Below are 21,318 nucleotides of genomic sequence, written 5' to 3'. Positions count from 1 at the left end.
GTGTTGCCGCGCATGGGTGGCCGGTGCACGGGTACTCACGGGGATCTCCGCCCGAGCCTTGGTGAGGAGGCCGCGCCGTGACACGCCCGGACACCGCGCCCGCCGGCCGCGTCAGCCTGCGACGGCCGACCGGCTCGCGGTGGGGGCAGGCGGCCGGTGCACTGTCGCTCTCCGTGTCGCCGATCTGCCTCGAACTGTCCGGTACGGGGGCGGGCACGGCCTCGGCGTACCGCTGCCTGCTGGCGCTGCCCCTCCTGCTCGTCCTCACCGTCCCCGAGTGGCGCCGCGAGGGACTCCCGCCGCGTCGGCAGGTGGGCTACGGCCTGGCCGCCGGAGCGCTCTTCGCCGGGGACATGGTGCTGTGGACGAAGGCGATCACCGAGGTCGGCGCGGGCCTGTCCACGGTGCTGGTCAATGTGCAGGTGGTCCTGGTGCCGCTGCTCGCCTGGGCCGTCGACCGGGAGCGGGTGACCCGCCGCTTTCTGGTCTGGCTGCCCGTGACCGTCGTGGGCGTCGTCCTCACCGGCGGGCTGCTGGAGAGCGGCGTGGGCGGCCGCGATCCCACCGCGGGCACGGTCCACGCGATCCTCGCGGCCCTGTGCTATTCGGGCTTCCTCTTCCTGCTGCGCCGCGGCGGCTTCCACGGGCACGTGCGGACGACGTACACCGTGGTGATCTTCTCCTCGGCCCTCTGCTCCGCGCTGATCGGCGCGTTCTGGGGCGGCCTGGATCTCGCACCGCCCTGGCCTGCCCTGGGCTGGCTCGCCTTGGCGGCCCTGACCAGCGGGGTGATCGGGTGGCTGCTGGTGGCGGTGTACTCGCCGCGCCTGCCCAGCCACGTCGGCGCGGTCCTGCTGCTGCTCACCCCCGTGGGCGCCATCGGGCTCGCGGCCCTGTTCCTGGGAGAGCGGCCCACGGCGGGGCAGTCGATCGGCTGCCTGCTGATCCTGGTCAGCGGCTACTTCACGGTGGGCAGACCGCACGGCGAGGAGTCGGCGCCCCGGCATGAGCCGGGGCGCCGGGCGGGTTTGGTCAGCCCATCGAGAACGTCGCGGGGTCCGGGCCCAGCCGGCGGTCCTCGTTCAGGGCGCTGATCGCCGCGATGTCCTCGGCGTCCAGGGAGAAGTCGAACACCTCGATGTTCTCCTTGATCCGGGACGGCGTCACGGACTTCGGGATCACGATGTTGCCCAGCTGGAGGTGCCAGCGGAGCACGATCTGCGCCGGAGTGCGGCCGTGCTTCTGGGCGATGGCGACGATCGCCGGGACCTCCAGGAGGCCCTTGCCCGAGCCGAGCGGCGACCATGCCTCGGTCGCGATGCCCTGCTCCGCGTGGTACTCACGCGCCGCACGCTGCTGGAGGTGGGGGTGCAGCTCGATCTGGTTGACGGCCGGGATGACGGACGTCGCGTCGATCAGCTTCTCCAGGTGCTCCGGGAGGAAGTTGGAGACACCGATGGCCTTGGCGCGGCCGTCCGCGTAGATCTTCTCGAAGGCCTTGTACGTGTCGATGTACTTGCCCCGGGACGGCAGCGGCCAGTGGATCAGATACAGGTCGATGTACTCCAGGCCGAGCTTCTCCAGGGACGTGTCGAAGGCGCGCAGCGTGGAGTCGTAACCCTGGTCGCTGTTCCAGAGCTTGGTGGTGACGAAGACGTCCTCGCGGGCGATGCCGGAGGCGGCGATGGCCTTGCCGGTGCCCTCTTCGTTGCCGTAGATCGCCGCTGTGTCGATGCTGCGGTACCCGGCCTCCAGCGCGGTGGCGACCGCTCGCTCCGCCTCGTCGTCCGGCACCTGCCAGACGCCGAAGCCCAGCTGCGGCATCTCGACGCCGTTGTTCAGGATGATCGGGGGGACCTTGCTCACGAGCTCTCGATCCTTCAGTCGTCGGGTGGTACTCCCATCGTCAACGATCACCGGCCGTGATGCATTCCTGACCGGTGGATTCTCGCTGGATTGTCGGTGAGGGCCGGAGATTGGCCGGAAACGGATCCGACCTTCTCGGTCCGGACCATCGACCGGACCATGTCATCCCGCAACTCTGTATCGCGTCGCCGAACGTGCTGATGCACCTTGTGTACGCATATGAACACCCGCGCCTGTCTGGGCTTCACACCCCCCACCCCTCAGGAAGGCAGGTACGCACATGAACGACATGACTCACGACGCCCGCCACCCGGAACCGACCATTCGCGAAACGTCGGAGGAAAGGGTCTGGGAGACGCCGGGCTATCTCGTCGTCGACACGGCCCCCCTCCGCTGGGTGACCGAAAGAGTCTTTGAACCTGATGGGCCGGTCGTTTGAACCTGATGGGCCGTCGATATCTGATGCGTCAGTAAGTGGCGGGACGTCAGGACAGCTGATGACCCGTCAGAACGAGCTCAGCCCCGATACAGCGCCTCGACCTCCGTCGCGTACGCCTTCTCGATCGCCTTGCGCTTCAGCTTCAGCGACGGCGTCAGCAGCCCGTGCTCCTCGGTGAACTGGTGGGCCAGTATCCGGAACGTACGGATCGACTCGGCCTGGGAGACCAGGGTGTTCGCGGCGACCACCGCGCGGCGCACCTCGGTCTCCAGATCGGGGTCGCGTACCAGCTCCGCCGCGGACATCTTTGATTTGCTGCGCATCTGGAGCCAGTGCTCGACCGCCTCGGAGTCCAGGGTGACGAGGGCGGCGATGTACGGCCGGTCGTTGCCGACCACGATGCACTGGGCCACCAGCGGATGGTCGCGCACCCGCTCCTCCAGGACCCCCGGCGAGACGCTCTTGCCACCGGAGGTCACCAGGATCTCCTTCTTGCGCCCGGTGATGGTGAGATAGCCGTCCTCGTCCAGGGAACCCAGGTCGCCGGTGGCGAGCCAGCCGTCGTGCAGCGTCGCGTCGGTGGCCTTGTCGTTGTTCAGGTAGCCCTGGAACACATTGTCACCGCGCAGCCAGATCTCGCCGTCGTCCGCGATGTGCACGGTGGTGCCGGGGATCGCCTGGCCGACGGTGCCGAAGCGGGTGCGCTCGGGCGGGTTGGCGGTCGCGGCCGCCGTGGACTCGGTGAGCCCGTACCCCTCGTAGATGAACACGCCCGCGCCCGCGAAGAAGAGTCCGAGCCGCCGGTCCATCGCCGAGCCGCCCGACATCGCGTGTTTGACCCGGCCGCCCATCGCCGCGCGCACCTTGGAGTAGACGAGCTTGTCGAAGAGCTGGTGCTGCATCCGCAGGCTCGCCGAGGGGCCGGGTCCGATGCCCCAGGCCTTCGACTCCACGGCGTCCGCGTAGCGCACGGCGACTTCGACGGCCTTCTCGAAGGGGCCCGCCTTGCCTTCCTTCTCGGCCTTGCGGCGGGCGGCGTTGAAGACCTTCTCGAAGATGTACGGCACGGCCAGGAAGAACGTGGGCCGGAAGGCGGCCAGGTCCGGCAGCAGGGCCGCCGCGTTCAGCTGCGGCTGGTGCCCGAACTTGACCTTCCCGCGGATCGCGGCGACCTGCACCATCCGCCCGAAGACATGCGCGAGCGGCAGGAACAGCAGTGTGGCCGCCTCGTCGCCGCGCTTGGAGTGGAAGACGGGCTCCCAGCGCTCGATGACCGTGTCCGCCTCGAACATGAAGTTCGCGTGCGAGATGACACAGCCCTTGGGGCGCCCGGTGGTGCCGGAGGTGTAGATGATCGTCGCCGTCGACTCGGGCGTGACCGCGCGCCGGTGCCGGTGAACCACCTCGTCGTCGATGTGCGCGCCCGCCTCGTACAGCTCCTGCACGGCGCCCACGTCGAGCTGCCACAGCTTGTGCAGCTGCGGCAGCCGGTCGACCACCGTGGCGATCGTCATCGAGTGGTCCTCGTGCTCCACCATGACGGCCGACACCTGCGCGTCGTGCAGCATCCAGAAGACCTGCTCGGCGGAGGAGGTGGGGTAGACGGGCACGACCTGGGCACCGATCGTCCACAGCGCGAAGTCGAAGAGGGTCCACTCGTATCGGGTACGGCACATGATCGCGACCCGGTCCCCGAACCGGACCCCCTGGGCGAGCAGACCCTTCGCCAGCGCGAGGACCTCGTCGCGGAACTCGGCGGCGGTCACATCGCGCCACTGCCCCTGCTCGTCCTTACGGCCGAGAGCGACTCGGAGCGGGTCTTCCAGGGCATGCTCGAAGACGACGTCGGCCAGGCCGCCCACCGGTGGCGCCGACGCCAACGGAGGGTTGGTGAACTCGCGCAATCCCGCTCCTTGTGGCGCTCCGCACAGCGCCGTGAAAGCTACCCCACCGCGCGGCCGGACGGGAGGGGGCTCGAAGCGGCCAGGGCCCCGGCGTCTGCACTGGTCAGCCGCGGAAATGCCCGCACAAGGGGAAGGGTCGGACAGAATTCCTTACGGTTCCGTAAGTTTGAAGCCCGTAATCTCCACGGAATCTGTACGACCCGATTACGGTACGCGGGCGGCCGGATACCGGACATGGAGTATCCGCTTCCGGGCTCTGGGTGCGCCCTTTGTGCGACTCTCTGGTGAAGGCACCGAGCCGGTCCCGGTGGCCGGGACCGGCTCCCACCGGTCATCCGCGAGGCGCCGCCACCACCGTCTCGGCCGGAGCCTCGGCCCCGCCGGCCGCCGGACGCGGTGCCCGCACCAACACCAGAACCAGCGCACCGGCGATCATTCCCGTCACACCCGCCGTCACCGAGGCCGCGTTGAGCCCCGACCCGAAGGCGGCAGCACCTTCGACGGGGTCCGCGACCGGTTCGCGGCCCTCGCGCGCGAGATCCGCGAGAAGACCGGCGACGTCGACCTGCGGTCCGGCCCGCATCGACCAGGAGGACGATCTCCTGGTCGCCGCCCTTGAACGCGACGGACGTGACGGCTACCCCGAACTCCAGCGCGCCACCGGCCGATCCGAGTCCTCGGTCAAGCGCGTCTGGCCGCCCTGGTGGCGTCCGGGGCGATCTACATCGACGTCGAATACAACCCGGAGATCCTCGGCTGTCCCGTCTCCGCCGCCCGGTGGATCAGCACTCCTCCTGCCGCCCTGCACTCCGTCGGCGAGACGCTCGCCCCCCACGACGAGATCGCCCACGTCACCGCGATCGCGGGCCCCTCCACCATCATGGCGACCGTGGTCGTCAGGAACACCGCGGGCCTGTACGCCTGCTGAGCGGACCCCTCGGCCGCCTGGACGGCGTACAGCACGTGGAGGCGGCACCATACCTGCGCCGGGTCAAACAGCTCACATACCGGCGGCCGTCGCGCTGACTAGCGGCGGTGCAGCCGGTCCCCGCCCCCGAGGATCGCCGCCGCCAGCGCGTCCGCCGCCCCCTGTGCGGAGGTCCGGCGCCGCCCGTTCACGAGGACGAAGTCGACCTGGCCCAACTCGGGCAGCCCGGACCGCTCGGGTACCCGGACCAGGCCCGGCGGGATGAGCCCGCGCGAGTGCGCCATCACGCCGAGCCCGGCCCGGGCCGCCGCGATCAGCCCGTTGAGGCTGCCGCTGGTGCACGCGATGCGCCAGGCTCGCCCCTGCCGCTCCAGTGCCTCCAGGGCGAGGGCCCGCGTGATGCCCGGCGGGGGATACACGATGAGCGGCACCGGACGGTCGGGATCCAGCCGGAGCCGTTCCGCGCCGATCCACACCAGGCTGTCGTGCCGGACGAGCTCGCCGCGCGGGTCCTCCGGCCGCCGCTTCGCCAGCACCAGGTCGAGCTTTCCCGCGGCGAGCTGTTCATGGAGCGTGCCGGACAGCTCGACCGTCAGCTCCAGGTCCACCTCGGGATGGTCGTACCGGAAGGCCTCCAGGATCTCCGCGAGCCGGGTGAGGACGAAGTCCTCGGACGCGCCGAAGCGCAGCCGGCCGCGCAGTCGCGTCCCGGTGAAGAACGAGGTCGCCTGCTCGTGCACCGCCAGGATCCGGCGCGCGAAGCCGAGCATCGCCTCACCGTCCTCCGTGAGCTCCACGGAGTGCGTGTCGCGTGAGAACAGCTGCCGTCCGGTGGCGTCCTCGAGGCGCCGCACGTGCTGGCTGACCGTGGATTGTCGCAGCCCGAGGCGCCGGGCGGCCTGCGTGAAGCTGAGGGTCTGGGCCACCGCCAGAAACGTACGCAGCTGCGAAGGGTCGTACACAGCGCCACGTTATCGCGAAACGTGATGACAGTCAGAGCGGTATGACGGATTCCCGATTGCCCTCCGGAAGAGGACGATGGAGAGGGCACGATTTTCCCCAGCACGACGACGGACCAGAACCGAGCAGTGGAGCACCGTGAAACGCCTGCAGTGGCCGAGTTGGATGCCGATCGACCCGTACATCCTGCTGTTGCTCGGGACGGTGGGCCTCGCGGCCCTCCTCCCGGCGCGGGGCACGGGCGCCGACGTCGCCTCGGGCGCGTCCACGGCCGCGATCGCCTTCCTGTTCTTCCTCTACGGGGCGCGCCTGTCCACCCGTGAAGCGGTGGAGGGCCTCAAGCACTGGCGGCTCCACGTCACGGTGCTGGCCTGCACCTTCGTGGTCTTCCCGCTGCTCGGCCTCGCCGCGCGCGGCCTGGAACCGGTCTTCCTGACGCACAACCTCTACACCGGCCTGCTCTTCCTCACCCTCGTCCCGTCGACCATCCAGTCCTCGATCGCGTTCACCTCCATAGCGCGCGGCAATGTGCCCGCCGCGATCTGCGCGGGCTCCTTCTCCTCGCTGGCGGGCATCGTCATCACCCCCCTGCTCGCGGCGGCGCTGCTCGGCAACAGCGGCGGCGGGTTCTCGGCGGACTCGCTCGTCAAGATCGTGCTGCAACTGCTGGTGCCGTTCGCGGCGGGGCAACTGCTGCGCCGCTGGACAGGAGAATTCATCGGGCGGCACAAGAAGATCCTCGGATACGTCGACCGCGGCGCGATCCTGCTCGTCGTCTACACCGCGTTCAGCGAGGGCATGGTGCAGGGCATATGGCACCAGGTGAGCCCCGTCCGGCTGGCAGGACTCCTGGTCGTCGAGGCCGTGCTGCTCGCCGTGATGCTCGCGCTCACCTGGTACGGCGCGAAGGCCCTGCGCTTCGACCGGGAGGACCGGATCGCGATCCAGTTCGCCGGGTCGAAGAAGTCCCTCGCCGCCGGGCTCCCCATGGCCAGTGTGCTGTTCGGCGCGCACGCCTCGCTGGCCGTGCTGCCGCTGATGCTGTTCCACCAGATGCAGCTCATGGTGTGCGCGGTGATCGCCAAGCGCCGCGCCCGCGACCCCGAGGCGGCCGGCGCGCCTACGAGCCCGGTCCCGCCAGTCGCAGAGTCACGAATCGCGGTCGGTACAGGGACACGTTCCGGCTGATGTTCGACTGCGCGGCGGCGCCCGTCGCGTCCAGCCAGTTGACGTCGTAGCTGAGCACGATCCGGTCGCCGTCGCTCAGCTCCGGATGCGCCTGCGGGTTGTACGCCGCCACCTCGCCCTGCGGGAGCGAGGGGCTGAAGCTCCGGGTGGGCCCGTGCCAGGGACCGGTGGGCGAGCACGCCCAGTACGAGGTGATCGTCGTCAGGCCCGCGGTGCCGGCGGCCATCGTGAACAGGACGTACGTGCCGCCGTCGCGCACCACCGTGAACGCGCTGCCCACGCCCGTGTGCTCCCCGTCCCCGAGCACCGCCGCCGGACGCGCCCGCACCGCCCACCCCGAACCGTCCCAGTACTCCCAGGCCCCCGGCTCGCCGAGCCTGCCGCGCGGCACCCGCGCGACATACGCCTTCGAGGCGGGGCGCGAGGCGGCCTGGCCGTCGTCGCCGCCGAAGACGTACGTCCACTCGCCCACGTCGACCGCCGAGGTGCCGAACAGCACGCGCCGGGAGGCGTCGGGGACCGCACGCTGGTCCAGGACCGTGGTGATGCCTTCGAGGCGCAGATCCGGGAGAGAGAGCGTGGCGACCTCGGTGGAGGTGGGCACGCCGTAGATCCAGGGGGCCTGGCCTGTCGTCCGGGTCCACAGCAGGACGCGTACGACCTGCTGCGCGGAGCCGGGGGAGCGGGGCTCGACGCGGGCGGCGACCGGCCAGCGCCACTGCTGCGGCCCCGGGTCCGGGAACAGGGGCGCGGGCAGTGTGGTCCGCAGTTGGCCGTCACGGGACATCACGACGGCCGAGTTGCGCACGAGGGGCGCGCCGGCGTCACGCCACGCGTACGACTCGCCGACCGGGTTCGGCGGCCCGTGCACCTGGCCGAAGTAGGTATCCGAGAACAGCCACAGCACGCGCCCGTCGGGCAGCCGCACCGAGTGGGTGCCGTCGCCGCCCGTCCAGTCGTCGGTGCGCGTGGCATCGTCCCCGTACCGGGCGAACTCGCCCGTCAGGCCGGCGTCGGCGCTCCAGGACCTGAGCGTACGGGCCGCGCACCCGCCGCCGCCCTCCCGGTGGTGGTCCGGGAGGGCGGTGAGCAGCACGGCCGTGCAGACCAGGGCCAGCAGGATGCCGAGCCCGGTACCGTTCTGCCATCGCGCTCGTGCGTCGTCAGGCACGGACGGGACGTTAGTGGTCCCCGCTCACATGGTCCATGGGGAGCCACAGGACGGTGTCCCGGGTCACATTCCGCGACGGCGCCGCGGACAGCTCCTCGTCGCTCAACGCCCGTTCGTACACCCGGACATCGTCGATCGAGCCGGTGAAGTACGCCCTGCTGTCCATCCGTTGGCCGATGTGCACCCCGAACGGCGAGTTACGGCTGACCGATCCGGACACGTCCGCCGTACTGACCGTCGTACCGTCGATGAACAGCGTCAGCCGGCCCCCGCCCCGGCGCAGCGCCAGATTGTGCCACTGCCCGTCGTTGTACGCGCCCGTGGTGCGCACGGACGCCGAAGTCGCAGCAGCCGCGCCGTTCCTGGTGGTGATCAGTCCCGTGATCCGGTGGGACGCGGGCTCGCCGCGCAGCCACACCTGTGGCTGTGTCGTCCCTGTCCCGCCCATCCACAGCAGCGGCTGCTCTCCGCTCGTCGCGGTGTAGCGGAACCACAGGGACGCCGTGAAGTCCCTCGCCCCGAGCGGGAGTTGGTCCTGATACGGCAGTCGTACGGCGTCGTCGGCGCCGTCGAACGAGAGCGCGCCGCCGAGCACGCCGTCCGTCTCCTGGGCACCGCCGAGGACCGCCGCCCGCTTGGTGTGCGCAGCGAGGTCGGCCGTCGTCGGGTCCGGGCCCCGGCGTGGCTTCAGCCAGTCCTCGGTGAAGCGGGCGAAGCGGATCTCGTCACGCGCGTCGACCGCGCCGCCCTCGTACATCAGGCCCACGGTGTAGCCGTCGACACGCACCATGTCCGAGTAGCCGGACCAGTCGGTGGTGACCACCGTGCCGCGGTCCAGGCTGTCCCAGGTGCGTCCGCCGTCGTACGAGGAGCGGATCATCATGGTCCGGCGGCGGTCCGGGTCGCCGGGGCAGGACAGCAGGATCCGGTCGCCCAGGCGCAGGGTGGAGCCCTGGACCTGGGGTGCGTAGAGGTCCGGGAGGTCCTGGAAGGGGGCCACGAAGCTGTCGCCGCCGTCGCGGCTGACGGCCTGGGTGCGGTGGCCGAGGTCGGTGCCGTCCTGCTCGCGCCCGCTGACGAGGACCGACCCGTCCGTGCGTTCGGCGAGCGTCATCTCGGACGGCTTCTGACGGAAGGTGCCGTCGTCCGCGATGGGCCACGAGTCGGTGGCGCCGATGTCCCAGTGCTCCCCGCCGTCGTCACTGGTGATGAGGGCGGCGTTGTTGGCGGTGACCCGAGTCCCGTTCCACGTCTCGGTGTTGACGCCGAACACGAGCCGCCCCGCGTGCTTGCCCCGGGTCAGCTGGATGCCGTGCACCGGCCCGGTGGCGTACCAGGAGTTCCAGTTCGGCGGGAGGATCTCGTCGCTCAGGTCACGCGGCTGGGACCAGGTGAGGCCGTCGTCGTCGCTGTACTGCAGGTGCGGGGTGCGGTCGCAGGGGATGGAGCAACTCGCGCTGTCGGTACGCCCCGTGTTGTAGGTCTCGGCCAGGAGGATGCGGCCGGTCTCGCGGTCCACGACGGGCGCCGGGTTGCCGTGGGTGTCCCCGCCGCCGTCGTTGACGACCTGGAGAGGCCCCCAGGTGCGCCCGCCGTCGGTGGAGCGCTTGACCACGATGTCGATGTCGGCCGCGTCACCGCAGTTGAGGACGCGGCCCTCGGCGAACGCCAGCAGCGTGCCCTCGGTGGTCTTCACGACGGCCGGAATGCGGAAGCAGGCATAGCCAGGGTCCTGGGAGGCCTTGAAGAGCACCTGCTGCCCGAACTCTCCCTGTGGCGCGGACTGTTCGGCACCGGCGGTGCTCGGCAGGACGAGCAGCGCGGCGGCGGTGAGAACCGCTGTCAGGACGGGTCTCAGACGCGCGAGGAGAGTGGGTCTCGGACGTGCGCGGAGAGGGGATCTCGGACGGGCGCGGAGACTTGACGGCATGGTGCGACCTGCCCTTCATGTGTCTGGGCAATCCGGATACGTTGGACATCCCACGTCCAACGTTCGGGCCACAGACGCTACTTGGGCCCTCAGGCACCCCACAAGGAGCGTGCACCGGTCGTGTTCACGCCAGATCTCGCGCCGGCCGGGGGAGAAGCACCACCTTGCCGAGGTTGCCCCGCGACTCGATCACCTCGTGCGCCTTCGCGGCGTCCTCGAGCGCGAACGTGCCGTGCACCACCGGCTTCAGCGCGCCGTCCGTGAACAGCCCCCACAGCTCCTTCCGCCACCGCTCGTACACCTCCGGCTGCCCGCGGGCGATCCGCGCCATCTGGAAGCCGATCACCGACTTGGCGCCCACCAGCAGGTCGTACGCCTGGACGGTCCCGCCGCCCGAGCTGTACGCGACGAGCCGCCCGCCCGGGGCGAGCGCGGCGATGGCGGGGGTGAGCAGTTCGCCGCCGACCGCGTCGAGGACGTAGTCGACGGGGGCGCCCCAGTCGTCGGCGTCGTACGTGATCACCGCGTCGGCGCCGAGCCCGAGCAGGAACACCGCCTTACCGGGATCGGACACGCCGGCGACGACACGCGACGCTCCCCGCAGCCGGGCGAGCTGGACGGCGAGATGACCGACGCCACTGGCCGCCGCGGTGACGAGTGCCGACTCGCCGGGTACGGGGCGCGCCGCCTCCAGGGCGCCGAGCGCGACCAGGCCGCTGCGGACGAGGGCCACGGCGTCGACGGCGCTCGCGCCCCCGGGTATGGGTGTGGCCATGGTCTCGTGCAGGAGTGCGTAGTCGGCGTACCCGTGGCCGAAGCAGAGCCCGGTGACGCGGTCGCCGGCAGTGAAGCGGGTGACGCCCCGGCCGACGGCGACCACTTCCCCGGCGATCTCTCCGCCGAGCGGCACGGGCTCCGCCGCCTCCGTCACCTTGCGTACGACGGGAAGGGTCACGCCGATCGCCTCGGTGCGGACGAGCAGCTCGCCGGTCCCGGTGGCGGGCACGGGAACGTCCTCCAGGAACAACGGGCCACCGGTGTGCTCGTAGCGGACGCGACGCATCGCACCTCCAGGGATCCGGGCCGACACGCTCGGCCCAAGTCGTTGGGAGCTCCAACGGTATCCGGAGATTCGTTGGGCTGTCCAACGGTTCTTCGCTACTCTTGCGGCATGTCCGCCCCTCTGCCCACGATCCGCGCCCTCCCCAGCTGGCTTCTCGGCCGGGCCGCCGCCCGTGGCCGCGCCCTCGTCGCCGAGGCGCTGGCCGCCGAGGGCGTCAAGATGTGGCACCACGTCGTGCTCTCCGCCGTCCGCGACCTCGGGCCCGTCGCCCAGGCCGAACTCGGCCGCTCGATCCAGCTCGACCCGAAGGACCTGGTCGGCGTCCTCAACGATCTCCAGTCCGCCGCACTGGTCGTCCGCGAACCGGATCCGAAGGACCGCCGTAAGAACGCCGTGTCCCTCACCGAGGAAGGCGGCCGTCTGCTGGAGCGCTGCGAAACGGCGGCTCGCGAGGCGAACGACACCCTTCTGGAGCCGCTCTCGGCGGCCGAACGGGATCAGTTCATGAGCCTGTTGGCCCGGATTTCCGGTACGGATGCGTGACGCGGGCTAACGTTCCGTCATGACCGCACCCGAAGCCGAACCCCGCCTGGCCCTCGACCCGACGCGCAGTGCCCTTGTGCTCGTCGATCTGATGGACCGTATCGTGGCGCTGCCCCTGGAGCCCCGTAAGGGCACCGAAGTCCTCGCCGCTGCCGAGGAGTTGGCGGCCTCCTTCCGGAAGGCAGGCGCGCTCGTCGTGCTCATCCGGGTCGAGCGGCCGGGGGTTCCCGAGCAGCCGCCCGGCAGCGGCCTGGTCGCCGGGCTCGCGGTGGAGGGCGACATCGAGATCGTGAAGCGGACCATCGGCGGGTTCCAGGGCACCGGACTGGATGAGCGGCTGCGCGCGCACGGCGTCTCCACCCTCGTGTTCGGTGGTATCGCCACCAACCTCGGCGTCGAGTCGACCGCCCGCGCCGCCGGTGACCTCGGCTACGACCTCGTCTTCGCCGAGGACGCCATGGCCGCGTTCACCGCCGCCGAGCACGACGCTTCGGTCCGCCTCGACTTCCCACGGCTCGGGACCGTCGTGACCGCGGCCGAGGTGCGCTTCAGCGGGAACTGAGGGGCATGGGCTGAGGAGGACGGGCTGAGGAAGGACCGGCTGAGGAGGGCGGGCTGAGACGGGGCCCCTTCGGCGCAGGGGGCGCTCCCCGCCGTTCGGGGCCCCGCCGCCGTGTCGCGGGGAGCCGGTCAGCCCTGGGTGGCCGCGGCCCGCAGGGCGATGCGGTGCTCGCCCGCGTACACGTTCATGGAGGCGCCGCGCAGGAAGCCGACCAGGGTCAGGCCCGTCTCCGCGGCCAGGTCGACCGCCAGGGACGACGGGGCGGAGACCGCCGCGAGCACCGGGATGCCCGCCATCACCGCCTTCTGCGCCAGCTCGAAGGAGGCCCGTCCGGAGACCAGCAGGACTGTACGCGACAGCGGGAGGGTGCCGTTCTGCAGGGCGCGGCCGACCAGCTTGTCGACCGCGTTGTGCCGGCCCACGTCCTCCCGTACGTCGACCAGCTCGCCCTCCTCCGTGAAGAGCGCCGCCGCGTGCAGGCCCCCGGTCCGGTCGAAGACCCGCTGGGCCGCCCGCAGCCGGTCGGGGAGGCGGGCGAGCAGCTCGGGTTCCAGCCGCACCGGGGGAGTGTCGTGGATCGTCCAGCGGGCCGTCGTACGGACCGCGTCCAGGCTGGCCTTGCCGCACAGACCGCAGGACGACGTCGTGTACACATTGCGTTCGAGGGTGATGTCGGGGATGACGACGCCGGGCGCGGTCCGCACGTCGACGATGTTGTACGTGTTCGAGCCGTCCACCGTCGCGCCGGCGCAGTACACGATGTTCTGCAGCTCGTCCGCCTTGCCCAGCACCCCCTCGCTGACCAGGAAGCCCGCCGCCAGCGCGAAGTCGTCGCCCGGGGTGCGCATGGTGATCGCGAGTGGTTTGCCGTTGAGGCGGATCTCCAGTGGTTCCTCGGCGACGAGCGTGTCCGGGCGGGTGCTCACGGCCCCGTCCCGGATGCGGATCACCTTGCGTCGTTCCGTGACTCGTCCCATGTCCTGATCAGTCCCGGTTCTGTACGTGCTGGTAGCCGAAGCGGCCCTTGATGCAGAGATTGCCGTGGGCCACCGGATTGTCGTGCGGAGAGGTGACCTCCACGATCTCATTGTCCTGCACGTGCAGGGTGAGCTTGCAGCCCACTCCGCAGTAGGCGCACACCGTGGTCGTCTCGGTCTGGGTCTGCGCCGGCTCGTCCCACGTACCCGCGGCGCGCACGTCGAACTCCGACTTGAACGACAGCGTGCCCGTCGGGCACACCTCGATGCAGTTGCCGCAGTACACGCGCACCGAGTCGGTCACCGGGGCGCCACAGGCGTCCACGCACTTGTACCAGAGGATGCACTTGTCGTAGTCGCGGACATACAGGTCGTTGTCGACCTTGAGGGTGAGCGTGTCGCCCTGGCAGACGGTGGGGACGTCCTTGTCGGCGGCCCGGCCGGCATCGAGGATCGTCGAGCCCTCTGGAACGCGCACCGGTTCGCCGTCGAGCGTGAATTCCAGCAGACGGCGAGGGATCGCCGGCGATGTCACGGTCATGTGTACACCCCAAGCGGTCGATGGCGGATTCCACGGCGTTCCACGCGCTCTGCCCGAGACCGCAGATCGAGGCGTCCCGCATGGCGCGGCTGACCTCCCTGAGCAGCGCGATGTCATCGGCGGCCGCCGCCGTGCGTTCGGCGATCCGGTGACCGCCGCCCGCTCCTCGTCCGTCGGCTCGCTGTCACCGAAGTACAGGTCCATGTCCGGGCTCAACCCCTCACGGCCGCGACCGGCAGCTTTTCGATCCGGATCGCCGACGCCTTGAACTCCGCCGTCCCCGCGATCGGACAAGTGGCCTGGACCGTCAGCTGGTTGGTGTCCACCTCGTCCGGAAAATGCATGGTCATGAACGCCAGCCCGGGCCGCAGCGCCGGGTCCACCCACACCGGCGCCACGACTGCGCCACGCCGTGAGGAGACCTGGACCTCCTCACCGACCACCACGCCGTAGTGCTCCGCGTCCTCCGGGCACAGCTCGATGCACTCGCCGCGCCGCAGCGGCGACGCGAAACTGCCGTGCTGCACAACGGAGTTGTACGAGTCGAGGCGGCGCCCCGTGGTGAGCCGGATCGGGTAGCGCTCGTCCGTCAGGTCGACCGGCGGGTCGTGCTGGACGAGCCCGAAGGGCGCGCGCAGGCCCCGCTCGGCCGGGTCCGTCTCCCACAACCGGCCGTGGAGGTACGACGGTTCGAGCCGGTTCATGTCCGGGCACGGCCACTGGATGCCCTGGTGTGCCTCCAGCCGCTCGTACGTCATCCCGTAGTGGTCCGGCGACACCGACCGCAGCTCGTTCCAGACCGCCTCGGCGTCCGCGTACTTCCAGTCGTGACCGAGGCGCGTGGCGAGGTCGCAGAGGATGTCGATGTCGTCGCGGGCCTCGCCCGGCGGGGTGACCGCCGTGCACATCCGCTGAACTCGCCGCTCACCGTTGGTGGTTGTGCCGTCGGTCTCGGTCCACCCGGCGGTCGGGGGCAGCACGACGTGCGCCAGTTCCGCCGTCTTCGTCAGGAAGATGTCCTGCACGACGAGGAAGTCGAGCGCGCGCAGCCGCCGCATCGCCTGCTCGCTTTCGGCCTCCGACTGCGCCGGGTTCTCCCCGACGCAGTAGACGGCCTTGAGCGTGCCCTCCTCCATCGCCTGGAACATCTCGGTCAGGTTCAGCCCGTAGTGCGGTTCGATGACGGTGTCCCAGGCGGACTCGAACTTCAGCCGCGCCTGGGGGTCGAGGATGTCCTGGAAGCCGGGGAGGCGGTTCGGGACGGCGCCCATGTCTTTGCCGCCCTGCACGTTGTTCTGCCCGAGCAGGGGCTGGAGCCCGGAGCCGTAGCGGCCCACGTGCCCGGTCAGCAGGGACAGATTGATCAGCGCGCGTACGTGGTCCGTGTCGTTGGGGTGCTCCGTGATGCCCAGCGTCCAGCACAGCTGGGCGCGCTCGGCGCGGGCGTACGCGTGCGCCAACCCCCTTATGGCGGCGGCCGGTACGCCCGTCACCTTCTCGGCGAGCGACAGGGTCCAGGGCTCGACGAGCTGTCTGTACTCCTCGAATCCGGTCGTCGCCCGTTCGATGAAGGTGTGGTGGGCGAGGCCCGCCCGGATGATCTCCCGGCCGATCGCGTGGGCCATCGGTATGTCGGTGCCGACGTTCAGCCCGAGCCAGCCCTCCGCCCACTCGGCCGTCGACGTGCGGCGCGGGTCGACGGCGTACATCCGGGCGCCGTTCCTGATCCCCTTCAGCACGTGCTGGAAGAAGACCGGATGCGCGAAGCGGGCGTTGGAGCCCCACATCACGATGAGATCGGTCTGCTCGGCCTCCTCGTACGACGAGGTTCCGCCGCCCGAGCCGAACGCCGCCGACAGGCCGGCGACGCTCGGTGCGTGACAGGTGCGGTTGCAGGAGTCCACATTGTTCGTGCCCATGACGACACGCGCGAACTTCTGCGCCACATAGTGCATTTCATTGGTCGCGCGGGCACCGGAGAACATCCCGAAGGCGCCGCGGGCCCGGCTCAGCCCCTCGGCGACGCGGGTCAGCGCCTCGTCCCAGTCGGCCGGTCGGAAGGGCTCGTCGCGCGAGTCCCGGATCAGTGGGTGCGTGAGCCGGGCGTAGGTCTTCGGGTTGCGTTTCCTCATGCCGCGGTCCGCAGCGCGAGCAGATCCGAGATGGCGTGGACGGTACGGAGCGTCGGCACCGGAACGTCGGTGATCTCCGCCAGCTCCACGACGGCCGCGAGCAGCACGTCGAGTTCGAGCGGTTTGCCGCGTTCCAGGTCCTGGAGCGTGGAGGTGCGGTGGTCGCCGACACGCTCGGCACCGGCAAGGCGTCGCTCGATGGAGACGCCCACCTTGCAGCCGAGGGCCTCCGCGACGGCGAGCGTCTCGGTCATCATGATCTCGATGACCTTGCGGGTGCCGCCGTGCAGGCACATCTGCCGCATCGTCGCGCGGGCCAGTGCGCTGATGGGGTTGAACGAGATGTTGCCGAGCAGCTTGAGCCAGATGTCGTTGCGCAGGTCCTGCTCGACCGGACACTTGAGTCCGCCCGCCTGCATGGCCTCGCGGAACGCCTGACAGCGCGCGGAGAGGGAGCGGTCGGGCTCGCCGATGGAGAACCGGGTGCCTTCGAGATGGCGTACGACTCCCGGTCCTTCCAGCTCGGTCGCGGCATAGACCACACATCCGATGGCCCGTTCGGGCGCGAGCACCGCACTGACCGTGCCGCCCGGATCCACGCTCTCGATGCGGTGGCCGTCGTGCGGGCCGCCGTGCTCGTGGAAGTACCACCAGGGGATGCCGTTCTGGGCGGCGATCACCGCCGTCGTGTCGTGCAGCAATGGCTCGATCAGCGGCCCGCACGCCGCGTACGAGTTGGCCTTCAGGCCCAGGAAGACATAGTCGACCGGACCGATCTCGGCCGGGTCGTCGGTGGCGTGGGCGCGCGCGGTGAAATCGCCGCGCGGGCTCAGGACTCTGACTCCGTGCTGCCTCATGGCCGCCAGATGCGGTCCACGGGCGACGAGGTGCACATCGGCGCCTGCGCGGTGCAGCGCGGCGCCGACGTAGGCGCCGATCGCACCGGCGCCGAGAACTGCGACTTTCACTGTGTGGCGCTCCGTTCGGTCGAGGGTACCGAGGAACTGCCGAACTGTGTCGACGAAATATTGTCTACAGGATGGAACTGGCGTCAGCAAGAGCTGGGGCGACACTCGAACGGACTTTCGTGCGACGTTCGGGGGCCGTTCGCCCGGTCCCGCCGACCGTTCGTCGCGTCAGCGGTACCGCTCATCGCATACGGTCGACCGGTTTCCGTCGTGCGGGTTCCCCATCGGACAACCGCTTCCTATCGTTCGGGATCATGAGTCCCCCTGTCGCACCGCCCGGCTGGAGCCGCTGGCTCGTCCCGCCGGCCGCTCTGTCGGTCCACCTCTCCATCGGCCAGGCCTACGCCTGGAGCGTCTTCAAACCGCCGCTCGAATCCGCGCTCGGCCTCAGCGGAACCCAGAGCGCGCTGCCCTTCCAGCTCGGCATCGTCATGCTCGGTCTGTCGGCCGCCTTCGGCGGCACGCTCGTCGAGCGCAACGGGCCGCGCTGGGCGATGACCGTCGCCCTGGTCTGCTTCTCCTCCGGCCTTCTGATCGCGTCGCTCGGCGCCGCCACCGAGCAGTACTGGCTGATCGTCCTCGGCTACGGCTTCGTCGGCGGCATCGGCCTCGGCATCGGCTACATCTCACCCGTATCGACCCTGATCAAGTGGTTCCCGGACAGGCCCGGCATGGCCACCGGCATCGCGATCATGGGCTTCGGCGGCGGCGCGCTGATTGCCTCCCCGTGGTCCACGCAGATGCTGAAGTCGTTCGGCTCCGACTCCTCCGGAATCGCGCTCGCCTTCCTCGTGCACGGGCTGACCTACGCCGTCTTCATGTCGCTCGGCGTACTGCTGGTGCGGGTGCCGCGCAGCGAGAAGCCGGTCGCGTCCGCGCCGAGCTCGCTCGACGGCGTACAGGTCTCCGCCCGGAACGCCGTGCGCACCCCGCAGTTCTGGTGCCTGTGGGTCGTGCTGTGCATGAATGTGACCGCGGGCATCGGCATCCTGGAGAAGGCCGCCCCGATGATCACGGACTTCTTCGCGGACACGTCCACGCCGGTGTCCGTCTCCGCGGCCGCCGGATTCGTCGCGCTGCTGTCGGCCGCCAACATGGCGGGCCGTATCGGCTGGTCGTCGACGTCCGACCTGATCGGCCGCAAGAACATCTACCGGGTCTATCTGGGGGTGGGCGCGCTGATGTACGCGCTCATCGCCTGGTTCGGGGACTCGTCGAAGCCGCTCTTCATCATCTGCGCGCTGGTGATCCTGTCGTTCTACGGCGGCGGCTTCGCGACGATCCCCGCATACCTGAAGGACCTCTTCGGCAGCTATCAGGTCGGTGCGATCCACGGCCGGCTGCTCACCGCCTGGTCCACGGCGGGCGTCCTCGGCCCGCTGATCGTCAACTGGATCGCGGACCACCAGGAGGCGGCGGGCAAGCACGGCTCGTCCCTCTACGGCCTCTCGTTCCTGATCATGATCGGCCTGCTCGCCGTCGGCTTCGTCGCCAACGAGCTGGTACGACCCGTCCACGTCCGCCACCACATTCCCGCACCGAGGGAGGCCGTCGATGTCCAGCGAGAGCAGTCCGCCCAGTAGGCGGGTACTGATCGCCTTCGCCTGGCTGTGGGTGGGCGCACCCCTGTGTTACGGGCTCTACGAACTCGTGCAGAAGGCGACACAGCTGTTCACGGGGTAGATGTTCGGGCGTCCGAGGGTCTGACAGAAGCCGACAAGCCTGGCGCCCCATTCCTGTGGCATCACCTGCCGCCGTACCCGTGAGTCACTGATCAGACTGGTGTGTCCCGCTACCCAAGCAAGGCACCAAGGGGGACCACTCATGAACGGCTCACGGATCGCCGCCGTCGGCCATTACCAGCCCGCCAAGGTACTCACCAATGAGGACCTGGCGGGCCTGGTCGACACCAGCGACGAGTGGATCAGGAGCCGGGTGGGTATCCGTACGCGCCACATCGCCGGGCCCGACGAGCCGGTCGACGAGCTGGCGGCGCACGCCGCCGCCAAGGCGCTCGCGGCGGCCGGCCTCGCCCCGAGCGACATCGACCTGGTCCTGGTCGCCACCTCCACGGCCGTCGACCGCTCCCCGAACATGGCCGCCCGGGTCGCCGCCCGCCTCGGCATCCCCTCACCGGCCGCCATGGACGTCAATGTCGTCTGCGCGGGCTTCACCCACGCCCTGGCCACCGCGGACCACGCTGTGCGCGCCGGTGCCGCGACCCGGGCGCTGGTCATCGGCGCCGACAAGATGTCCGACGTGACCGACTGGAGCGACCGTACGACCTGTGTGCTCGTCGGCGACGGGGCGGGGGCCGCCGTGGTCGAAGCGTCCGACGATCCGGGGATCGGGCCGGTGTTGTGGGGCTCGGTGCCCGAGATGGGGCACGCCGTCCGGATCGAGGGCACGCCCGCACGGTTCGCCCAGGAGGGGCAGAGCGTCTACCGCTGGGCCACCACCCGGCTTCCGCCCATCGCCCGCAAGGCCTGCGAGCGCGCGGGACTCGCTCCCGAGGACCTCGCCGCGGTCGTCCTGCACCAGGCGAACCTGCGCATCATCGAGCCCCTCGCCGTGAAGATCGGCGCGGTCAACGCCGTCGTCGCGCGGGACGTCACGGACTCCGGGAACACGTCCGCCGCGAGCATTCCGCTCGCCCTCTCCAAGCTCGTGGAGCGCGGGGAGATCTCCACGGGCGACCCCGTCCTGCTCTTCGGTTTCGGCGGGAATCTGTCGTACGCGGGACAGGTCGTCCGCTGTCCGTGAGCTGCTCGTAAGTACTCTTCTCTGCCTCGGTGTGACGAGCCCAAGTCCCGTATTTTCTGGCGTTTGTGCGCCGTAGACTGTAGGCGAAAGGCAATTCATAATTGGCTTTCACCACGCAGCGACGACGCTGCCCAGGAGGGACCGTGATGTTGTCGACAGGACTGCCGCAGGGAGCGGTGCCCAAGCTCGAACGGCCCGGCCCGCTGCGCGACCGCGTCTACGAGGCGCTGCTCGAACTCATCACCACCCGCGCCCTCCAGCCGGGCCAGCACTTGGTCGAGAGCGAACTCGCCGGGCACCTCGGGGTGTCCCGGCAGCCCGTGCGCGAGGCGCTGCAGCGCCTCAGCACCGAGGGCTGGGTCGACCTGCGGCCCGCCCAGGGCGCGTTCGTGCACGAACCGACCGAGGAGGAGGCGGACCAGCTCCTCACGGTCCGTACGCTCCTGGAGGCCGAGGCCGCCCGGCTCGCCGCGGCCAACGCGGGTACCGAGGCCATCAGCGCGCTGGAGGAGCTGTGCGCCCAGGGCGAGCGTGCGGTCGCCGACGACGACGTGGACGGCGCGGTCGCGATGAACGCCCGGCTGCACGCGAAGGTCATGGAACTCGCGGGCAACACGGTCCTCGCCGAGTTGGCCGCGCAGGTCGACCGGCGCGTCCGCTGGTACTACACGCCGGTCGCCCGGCAGCGCGGCCACCAGTCCTGGATCGAGCACCGTGAGCTGATCGCGGCGATCACGGACCGCGACGAGCAACGTGCCACGGCGGTCATGCGCGCCCACACGGAACACACCCGCAAGATGTACCACGAGCGCGAGAAATAGCGGATCAGGCCACGGCCGCCGGGGAACCGGGGCTCTTCGGAGCCTCCGCGCCGGCCCGGCACGGTGACCACCGCGCCTCCGCCCCCAGCATCACCACCAACACGCCTACCAGCGCCAGGAGTTCGGTGACTGCCGACAGGCGGATGCCGAGCAGCGCGGTGGCCAGGGTGACGGGCACCGCGGCCGCGCGGAAGGTGACCGGGAACAGCCGCGACGAGGACGACGGCCAGGAAGCCGAGGCCGAAGACGACTCCGCCGCCGTCGAAGGCGCGCGGGATGGCGAGGGCGCAGACCAGGAACGCGCCCATGCCCAGCATCAGGAGGATCCGCCGCGAAGGCCGGTCGGGGGGCACCTGGTTGGTGAGATACGCGTAGGCGCCGTACATCCAGAACAGCACCACGAAGATGAGCGCGACACGGGCCGCCGTAGCGAACGACAGGTCGGCGGAGAGCAGCACGGTGAGCTGGGTGAGTGTGAAGACGAAGACCAGGTCGAAGAAGAGCTCCAGGGTGCTGACTCTGCGCCCCGGCTGGTCCGTTGCCGTGTTCATGCGTTCCCCGG

General features: G+C 70.2%; 21 protein-coding genes and 3 pseudogenes. 10 read left to right on the top strand and 14 right to left on the bottom strand.

Features of this window, described 5'->3' with window-relative positions:
- Nucleotides 1-77: 77 nt before the first annotated feature.
- Nucleotides 78-1,094, top strand: a complete 1,017-nt coding sequence (locus AB0D27_RS24130) for a DMT family transporter (RefSeq protein ID WP_362512296.1) — start codon at nt 78-80, stop codon at nt 1,092-1,094.
- On the opposite strand, the gene AB0D27_RS24125 is transcribed toward AB0D27_RS24130, so the two are convergent.
- Nucleotides 1,033-1,824 (bottom strand): aldo/keto reductase, encoded by a 792-nt coding sequence (locus AB0D27_RS24125; RefSeq protein ID WP_362512372.1) that lies wholly within the window; start codon nt 1,822-1,824, stop codon nt 1,033-1,035. The two genes, AB0D27_RS24130 and AB0D27_RS24125, sit on opposite strands and share 62 nt — an antisense overlap.
- 322 nt (nt 1,825-2,146) lie before the next feature.
- Here AB0D27_RS24125 and AB0D27_RS24120 point away from each other — a divergent pair, with 322 nt between their 5' ends.
- Nucleotides 2,147-2,305 (top strand): hypothetical protein, encoded by a 159-nt coding sequence (locus AB0D27_RS24120; protein WP_362512294.1) that lies wholly within the window; start codon nt 2,147-2,149, stop codon nt 2,303-2,305.
- A 77-nt stretch (nt 2,306-2,382) separates the two neighbouring features.
- Here AB0D27_RS24120 and AB0D27_RS24115 read toward each other — a convergent pair whose 3' ends face one another.
- Both AB0D27_RS24115 and AB0D27_RS24110 read right to left on the bottom strand, forming a co-directional pair.
- Complete coding sequence (locus tag AB0D27_RS24115) at nt 2,383-4,209, bottom strand: AMP-binding protein (protein WP_362512291.1); 1,827 nt, start codon at nt 4,207-4,209, stop codon at nt 2,383-2,385.
- Nucleotides 4,210-4,540: 331 nt separating this feature from the next.
- Nucleotides 4,541-4,792, bottom strand: a complete 252-nt coding sequence (locus AB0D27_RS24110; protein ID WP_362512378.1) for a hypothetical protein — start codon at nt 4,790-4,792, stop codon at nt 4,541-4,543.
- Between AB0D27_RS24110 and AB0D27_RS24105 the strand changes: the two are divergent.
- Nucleotides 4,779-5,235, top strand: a pseudogene (locus AB0D27_RS24105) (Lrp/AsnC ligand binding domain-containing protein); the annotation flags it as partial. The gene AB0D27_RS24110 and the pseudogene AB0D27_RS24105 overlap by 14 nt on opposite strands.
- Here AB0D27_RS24105 and AB0D27_RS24100 read toward each other — a convergent pair.
- Nucleotides 5,236-6,099 carry a LysR substrate-binding domain-containing protein gene (locus AB0D27_RS24100; protein ID WP_362512288.1) on the bottom strand — a complete coding sequence of 288 codons (864 nt, stop codon included), beginning with the start codon at nt 6,097-6,099 and terminating at the stop codon, nt 5,236-5,238.
- A 136-nt stretch (nt 6,100-6,235) separates the two neighbouring features.
- Here AB0D27_RS24100 and AB0D27_RS24095 point away from each other — a divergent pair, with 136 nt between their 5' ends.
- Nucleotides 6,236-7,285 (top strand): bile acid:sodium symporter family protein, encoded by a 1,050-nt coding sequence (locus AB0D27_RS24095; protein ID WP_362512285.1) that lies wholly within the window; start codon nt 6,236-6,238, stop codon nt 7,283-7,285.
- Here the strand turns inward: AB0D27_RS24095 and AB0D27_RS24090 are convergent.
- The 3 genes from AB0D27_RS24090 to AB0D27_RS24080 all read right to left on the bottom strand — a co-directional run bounded on the left by AB0D27_RS24090 (nt 7,218) and on the right by AB0D27_RS24080 (nt 11,449).
- Complete coding sequence (locus AB0D27_RS24090) at nt 7,218-8,456, bottom strand: DUF5005 domain-containing protein (protein WP_362512282.1); 1,239 nt, start codon at nt 8,454-8,456, stop codon at nt 7,218-7,220. The genes AB0D27_RS24095 and AB0D27_RS24090 overlap by 68 nt on opposite strands.
- 10 nt (nt 8,457-8,466) lie before the next feature.
- Nucleotides 8,467-10,386 (bottom strand): sialidase family protein, encoded by a 1,920-nt coding sequence (locus AB0D27_RS24085; RefSeq protein WP_362512279.1) that lies wholly within the window; start codon nt 10,384-10,386, stop codon nt 8,467-8,469.
- A gap of 124 nt (nt 10,387-10,510) precedes the next feature.
- Nucleotides 10,511-11,449, bottom strand: coding sequence for a zinc-binding dehydrogenase (locus tag AB0D27_RS24080; RefSeq protein WP_362512276.1), 939 nt, complete (start codon nt 11,447-11,449; stop codon nt 10,511-10,513).
- 108 nt (nt 11,450-11,557) lie between these two features.
- On the opposite strand from AB0D27_RS24080, the gene AB0D27_RS24075 reads away from it, so the two are divergent.
- Both AB0D27_RS24075 and AB0D27_RS24070 read left to right on the top strand, forming a co-directional pair.
- The gene (locus AB0D27_RS24075) at nt 11,558-11,992 is read left to right on the top strand and encodes a MarR family transcriptional regulator (protein WP_362512274.1); all 435 of its coding nucleotides are present in this window, start codon (nt 11,558-11,560) and stop codon (nt 11,990-11,992) included.
- A 19-nt stretch (nt 11,993-12,011) separates the two neighbouring features.
- Nucleotides 12,012-12,554, top strand: coding sequence for an isochorismatase family protein (locus AB0D27_RS24070; RefSeq protein WP_362512271.1), 543 nt, complete (start codon nt 12,012-12,014; stop codon nt 12,552-12,554).
- 128 nt (nt 12,555-12,682) lie between these two features.
- On the opposite strand, the gene fdhD is transcribed toward AB0D27_RS24070, so the two are convergent.
- From fdhD to AB0D27_RS24045, 5 genes and pseudogenes are all read right to left on the bottom strand, one after another.
- Nucleotides 12,683-13,531, bottom strand: coding sequence for a formate dehydrogenase accessory sulfurtransferase FdhD (fdhD, locus tag AB0D27_RS24065; RefSeq protein ID WP_362512268.1), 849 nt, complete (start codon nt 13,529-13,531; stop codon nt 12,683-12,685).
- A 7-nt stretch (nt 13,532-13,538) separates the two neighbouring features.
- Complete coding sequence (locus tag AB0D27_RS24060) at nt 13,539-14,072, bottom strand: 2Fe-2S iron-sulfur cluster-binding protein (RefSeq protein WP_362512266.1); 534 nt, start codon at nt 14,070-14,072, stop codon at nt 13,539-13,541.
- Nucleotides 14,073-14,079: 7 nt separating this feature from the next.
- A pseudogene (locus tag AB0D27_RS24055) lies at nt 14,080-14,223 on the bottom strand (NADH-ubiquinone oxidoreductase-F iron-sulfur binding region domain-containing protein); the annotation flags it as partial.
- A 61-nt stretch (nt 14,224-14,284) separates the two neighbouring features.
- Nucleotides 14,285-16,204 carry a molybdopterin-dependent oxidoreductase gene (locus AB0D27_RS24050; protein ID WP_362512263.1) on the bottom strand — a complete coding sequence of 640 codons (1,920 nt, stop codon included), beginning with the start codon at nt 16,202-16,204 and terminating at the stop codon, nt 14,285-14,287.
- A complete protein-coding gene (locus AB0D27_RS24045; protein WP_362512260.1) occupies nt 16,201-17,172 on the bottom strand; it encodes a 2-dehydropantoate 2-reductase in 972 nt (323 codons plus the stop codon). The genes AB0D27_RS24050 and AB0D27_RS24045 overlap by 4 nt, the downstream gene beginning before the upstream one ends.
- A gap of 254 nt (nt 17,173-17,426) precedes the next feature.
- On the opposite strand from AB0D27_RS24045, the gene AB0D27_RS24040 reads away from it, so the two are divergent.
- The 4 genes from AB0D27_RS24040 to AB0D27_RS24025 all read left to right on the top strand — a co-directional run bounded on the left by AB0D27_RS24040 (nt 17,427) and on the right by AB0D27_RS24025 (nt 20,756).
- The gene (locus tag AB0D27_RS24040) at nt 17,427-18,755 is read left to right on the top strand and encodes an OFA family MFS transporter (protein WP_362512258.1); all 1,329 of its coding nucleotides are present in this window, start codon (nt 17,427-17,429) and stop codon (nt 18,753-18,755) included.
- Complete coding sequence (locus AB0D27_RS24035; protein ID WP_362512255.1) at nt 18,727-18,855, top strand: hypothetical protein; 129 nt, start codon at nt 18,727-18,729, stop codon at nt 18,853-18,855. The genes AB0D27_RS24040 and AB0D27_RS24035 overlap by 29 nt, the downstream gene beginning before the upstream one ends.
- Nucleotides 18,856-18,996: 141 nt before the next feature.
- Nucleotides 18,997-19,935 (top strand): beta-ketoacyl-ACP synthase III, encoded by a 939-nt coding sequence (locus AB0D27_RS24030; RefSeq protein ID WP_362512252.1) that lies wholly within the window; start codon nt 18,997-18,999, stop codon nt 19,933-19,935.
- Nucleotides 19,936-20,081: 146 nt separating this feature from the next.
- Entirely contained in the window at nt 20,082-20,756 is a 675-nt protein-coding gene (locus AB0D27_RS24025) for a GntR family transcriptional regulator (protein WP_362512249.1), read from the top strand.
- A 4-nt stretch (nt 20,757-20,760) separates the two neighbouring features.
- Here the strand turns inward: AB0D27_RS24025 and AB0D27_RS24020 are convergent, their stop codons facing one another.
- Together AB0D27_RS24020 and AB0D27_RS24015 are read right to left on the bottom strand one after the other, a co-directional pair.
- Nucleotides 20,761-20,934, bottom strand: a complete 174-nt coding sequence (locus tag AB0D27_RS24020; protein ID WP_362512375.1) for a hypothetical protein — start codon at nt 20,932-20,934, stop codon at nt 20,761-20,763.
- 37 nt (nt 20,935-20,971) lie between these two features.
- Nucleotides 20,972-21,307: pseudogene (locus AB0D27_RS24015) on the bottom strand (low temperature requirement protein A); the annotation flags it as partial.
- Nucleotides 21,308-21,318: the final 11 nt, after the last annotated feature.

The organism is Streptomyces sp. NPDC048415, from assembly GCF_040651675.1.
GTDB lineage: Bacteria > Actinomycetota > Actinomycetes > Streptomycetales > Streptomycetaceae > Streptomyces.
This window is presented reverse-complemented; position numbering and strand designations above follow the sequence as displayed.

Bases quoted from the DNA above. Each gene is read 5' to 3' on its own strand.
- AB0D27_RS24125 (WP_362512372.1), bottom strand. From the start codon at position 1,824: ATGCCGCAGCTGGGCTTCGGCGTCTGGCAGGTGCCGGACGACGAGGCG.
- AB0D27_RS24120 (WP_362512294.1), top strand. From the start codon at position 2,147: ATGAACGACATGACTCACGACGCCCGCCACCCGGAACCGACCATTCGC.
- AB0D27_RS24110 (WP_362512378.1), bottom strand. From the start codon at position 4,792: ATGCGGGCCGGACCGCAGGTCGACGTCGCCGGTCTTCTCGCGGATCTC.
- AB0D27_RS24085 (WP_362512279.1), bottom strand. From the start codon at position 10,386: ATGCCGTCAAGTCTCCGCGCCCGTCCGAGATCCCCTCTCCGCGCACGT.
- AB0D27_RS24080 (WP_362512276.1), bottom strand. From the start codon at position 11,449: ATGCGTCGCGTCCGCTACGAGCACACCGGTGGCCCGTTGTTCCTGGAG.
- AB0D27_RS24075 (WP_362512274.1), top strand. From the start codon at position 11,558: ATGTCCGCCCCTCTGCCCACGATCCGCGCCCTCCCCAGCTGGCTTCTC.
- AB0D27_RS24070 (WP_362512271.1), top strand. From the start codon at position 12,012: ATGACCGCACCCGAAGCCGAACCCCGCCTGGCCCTCGACCCGACGCGC.
- fdhD (WP_362512268.1), bottom strand. From the start codon at position 13,531: ATGGGACGAGTCACGGAACGACGCAAGGTGATCCGCATCCGGGACGGG.
- AB0D27_RS24060 (WP_362512266.1), bottom strand. From the start codon at position 14,072: ATGACCGTGACATCGCCGGCGATCCCTCGCCGTCTGCTGGAATTCACG.
- AB0D27_RS24050 (WP_362512263.1), bottom strand. From the start codon at position 16,204: ATGAGGAAACGCAACCCGAAGACCTACGCCCGGCTCACGCACCCACTG.
- AB0D27_RS24040 (WP_362512258.1), top strand. From the start codon at position 17,427: ATGAGTCCCCCTGTCGCACCGCCCGGCTGGAGCCGCTGGCTCGTCCCG.
- AB0D27_RS24035 (WP_362512255.1), top strand. From the start codon at position 18,727: ATGTCCAGCGAGAGCAGTCCGCCCAGTAGGCGGGTACTGATCGCCTTC.
- AB0D27_RS24030 (WP_362512252.1), top strand. From the start codon at position 18,997: ATGAACGGCTCACGGATCGCCGCCGTCGGCCATTACCAGCCCGCCAAG.
- AB0D27_RS24025 (WP_362512249.1), top strand. From the start codon at position 20,082: ATGTTGTCGACAGGACTGCCGCAGGGAGCGGTGCCCAAGCTCGAACGG.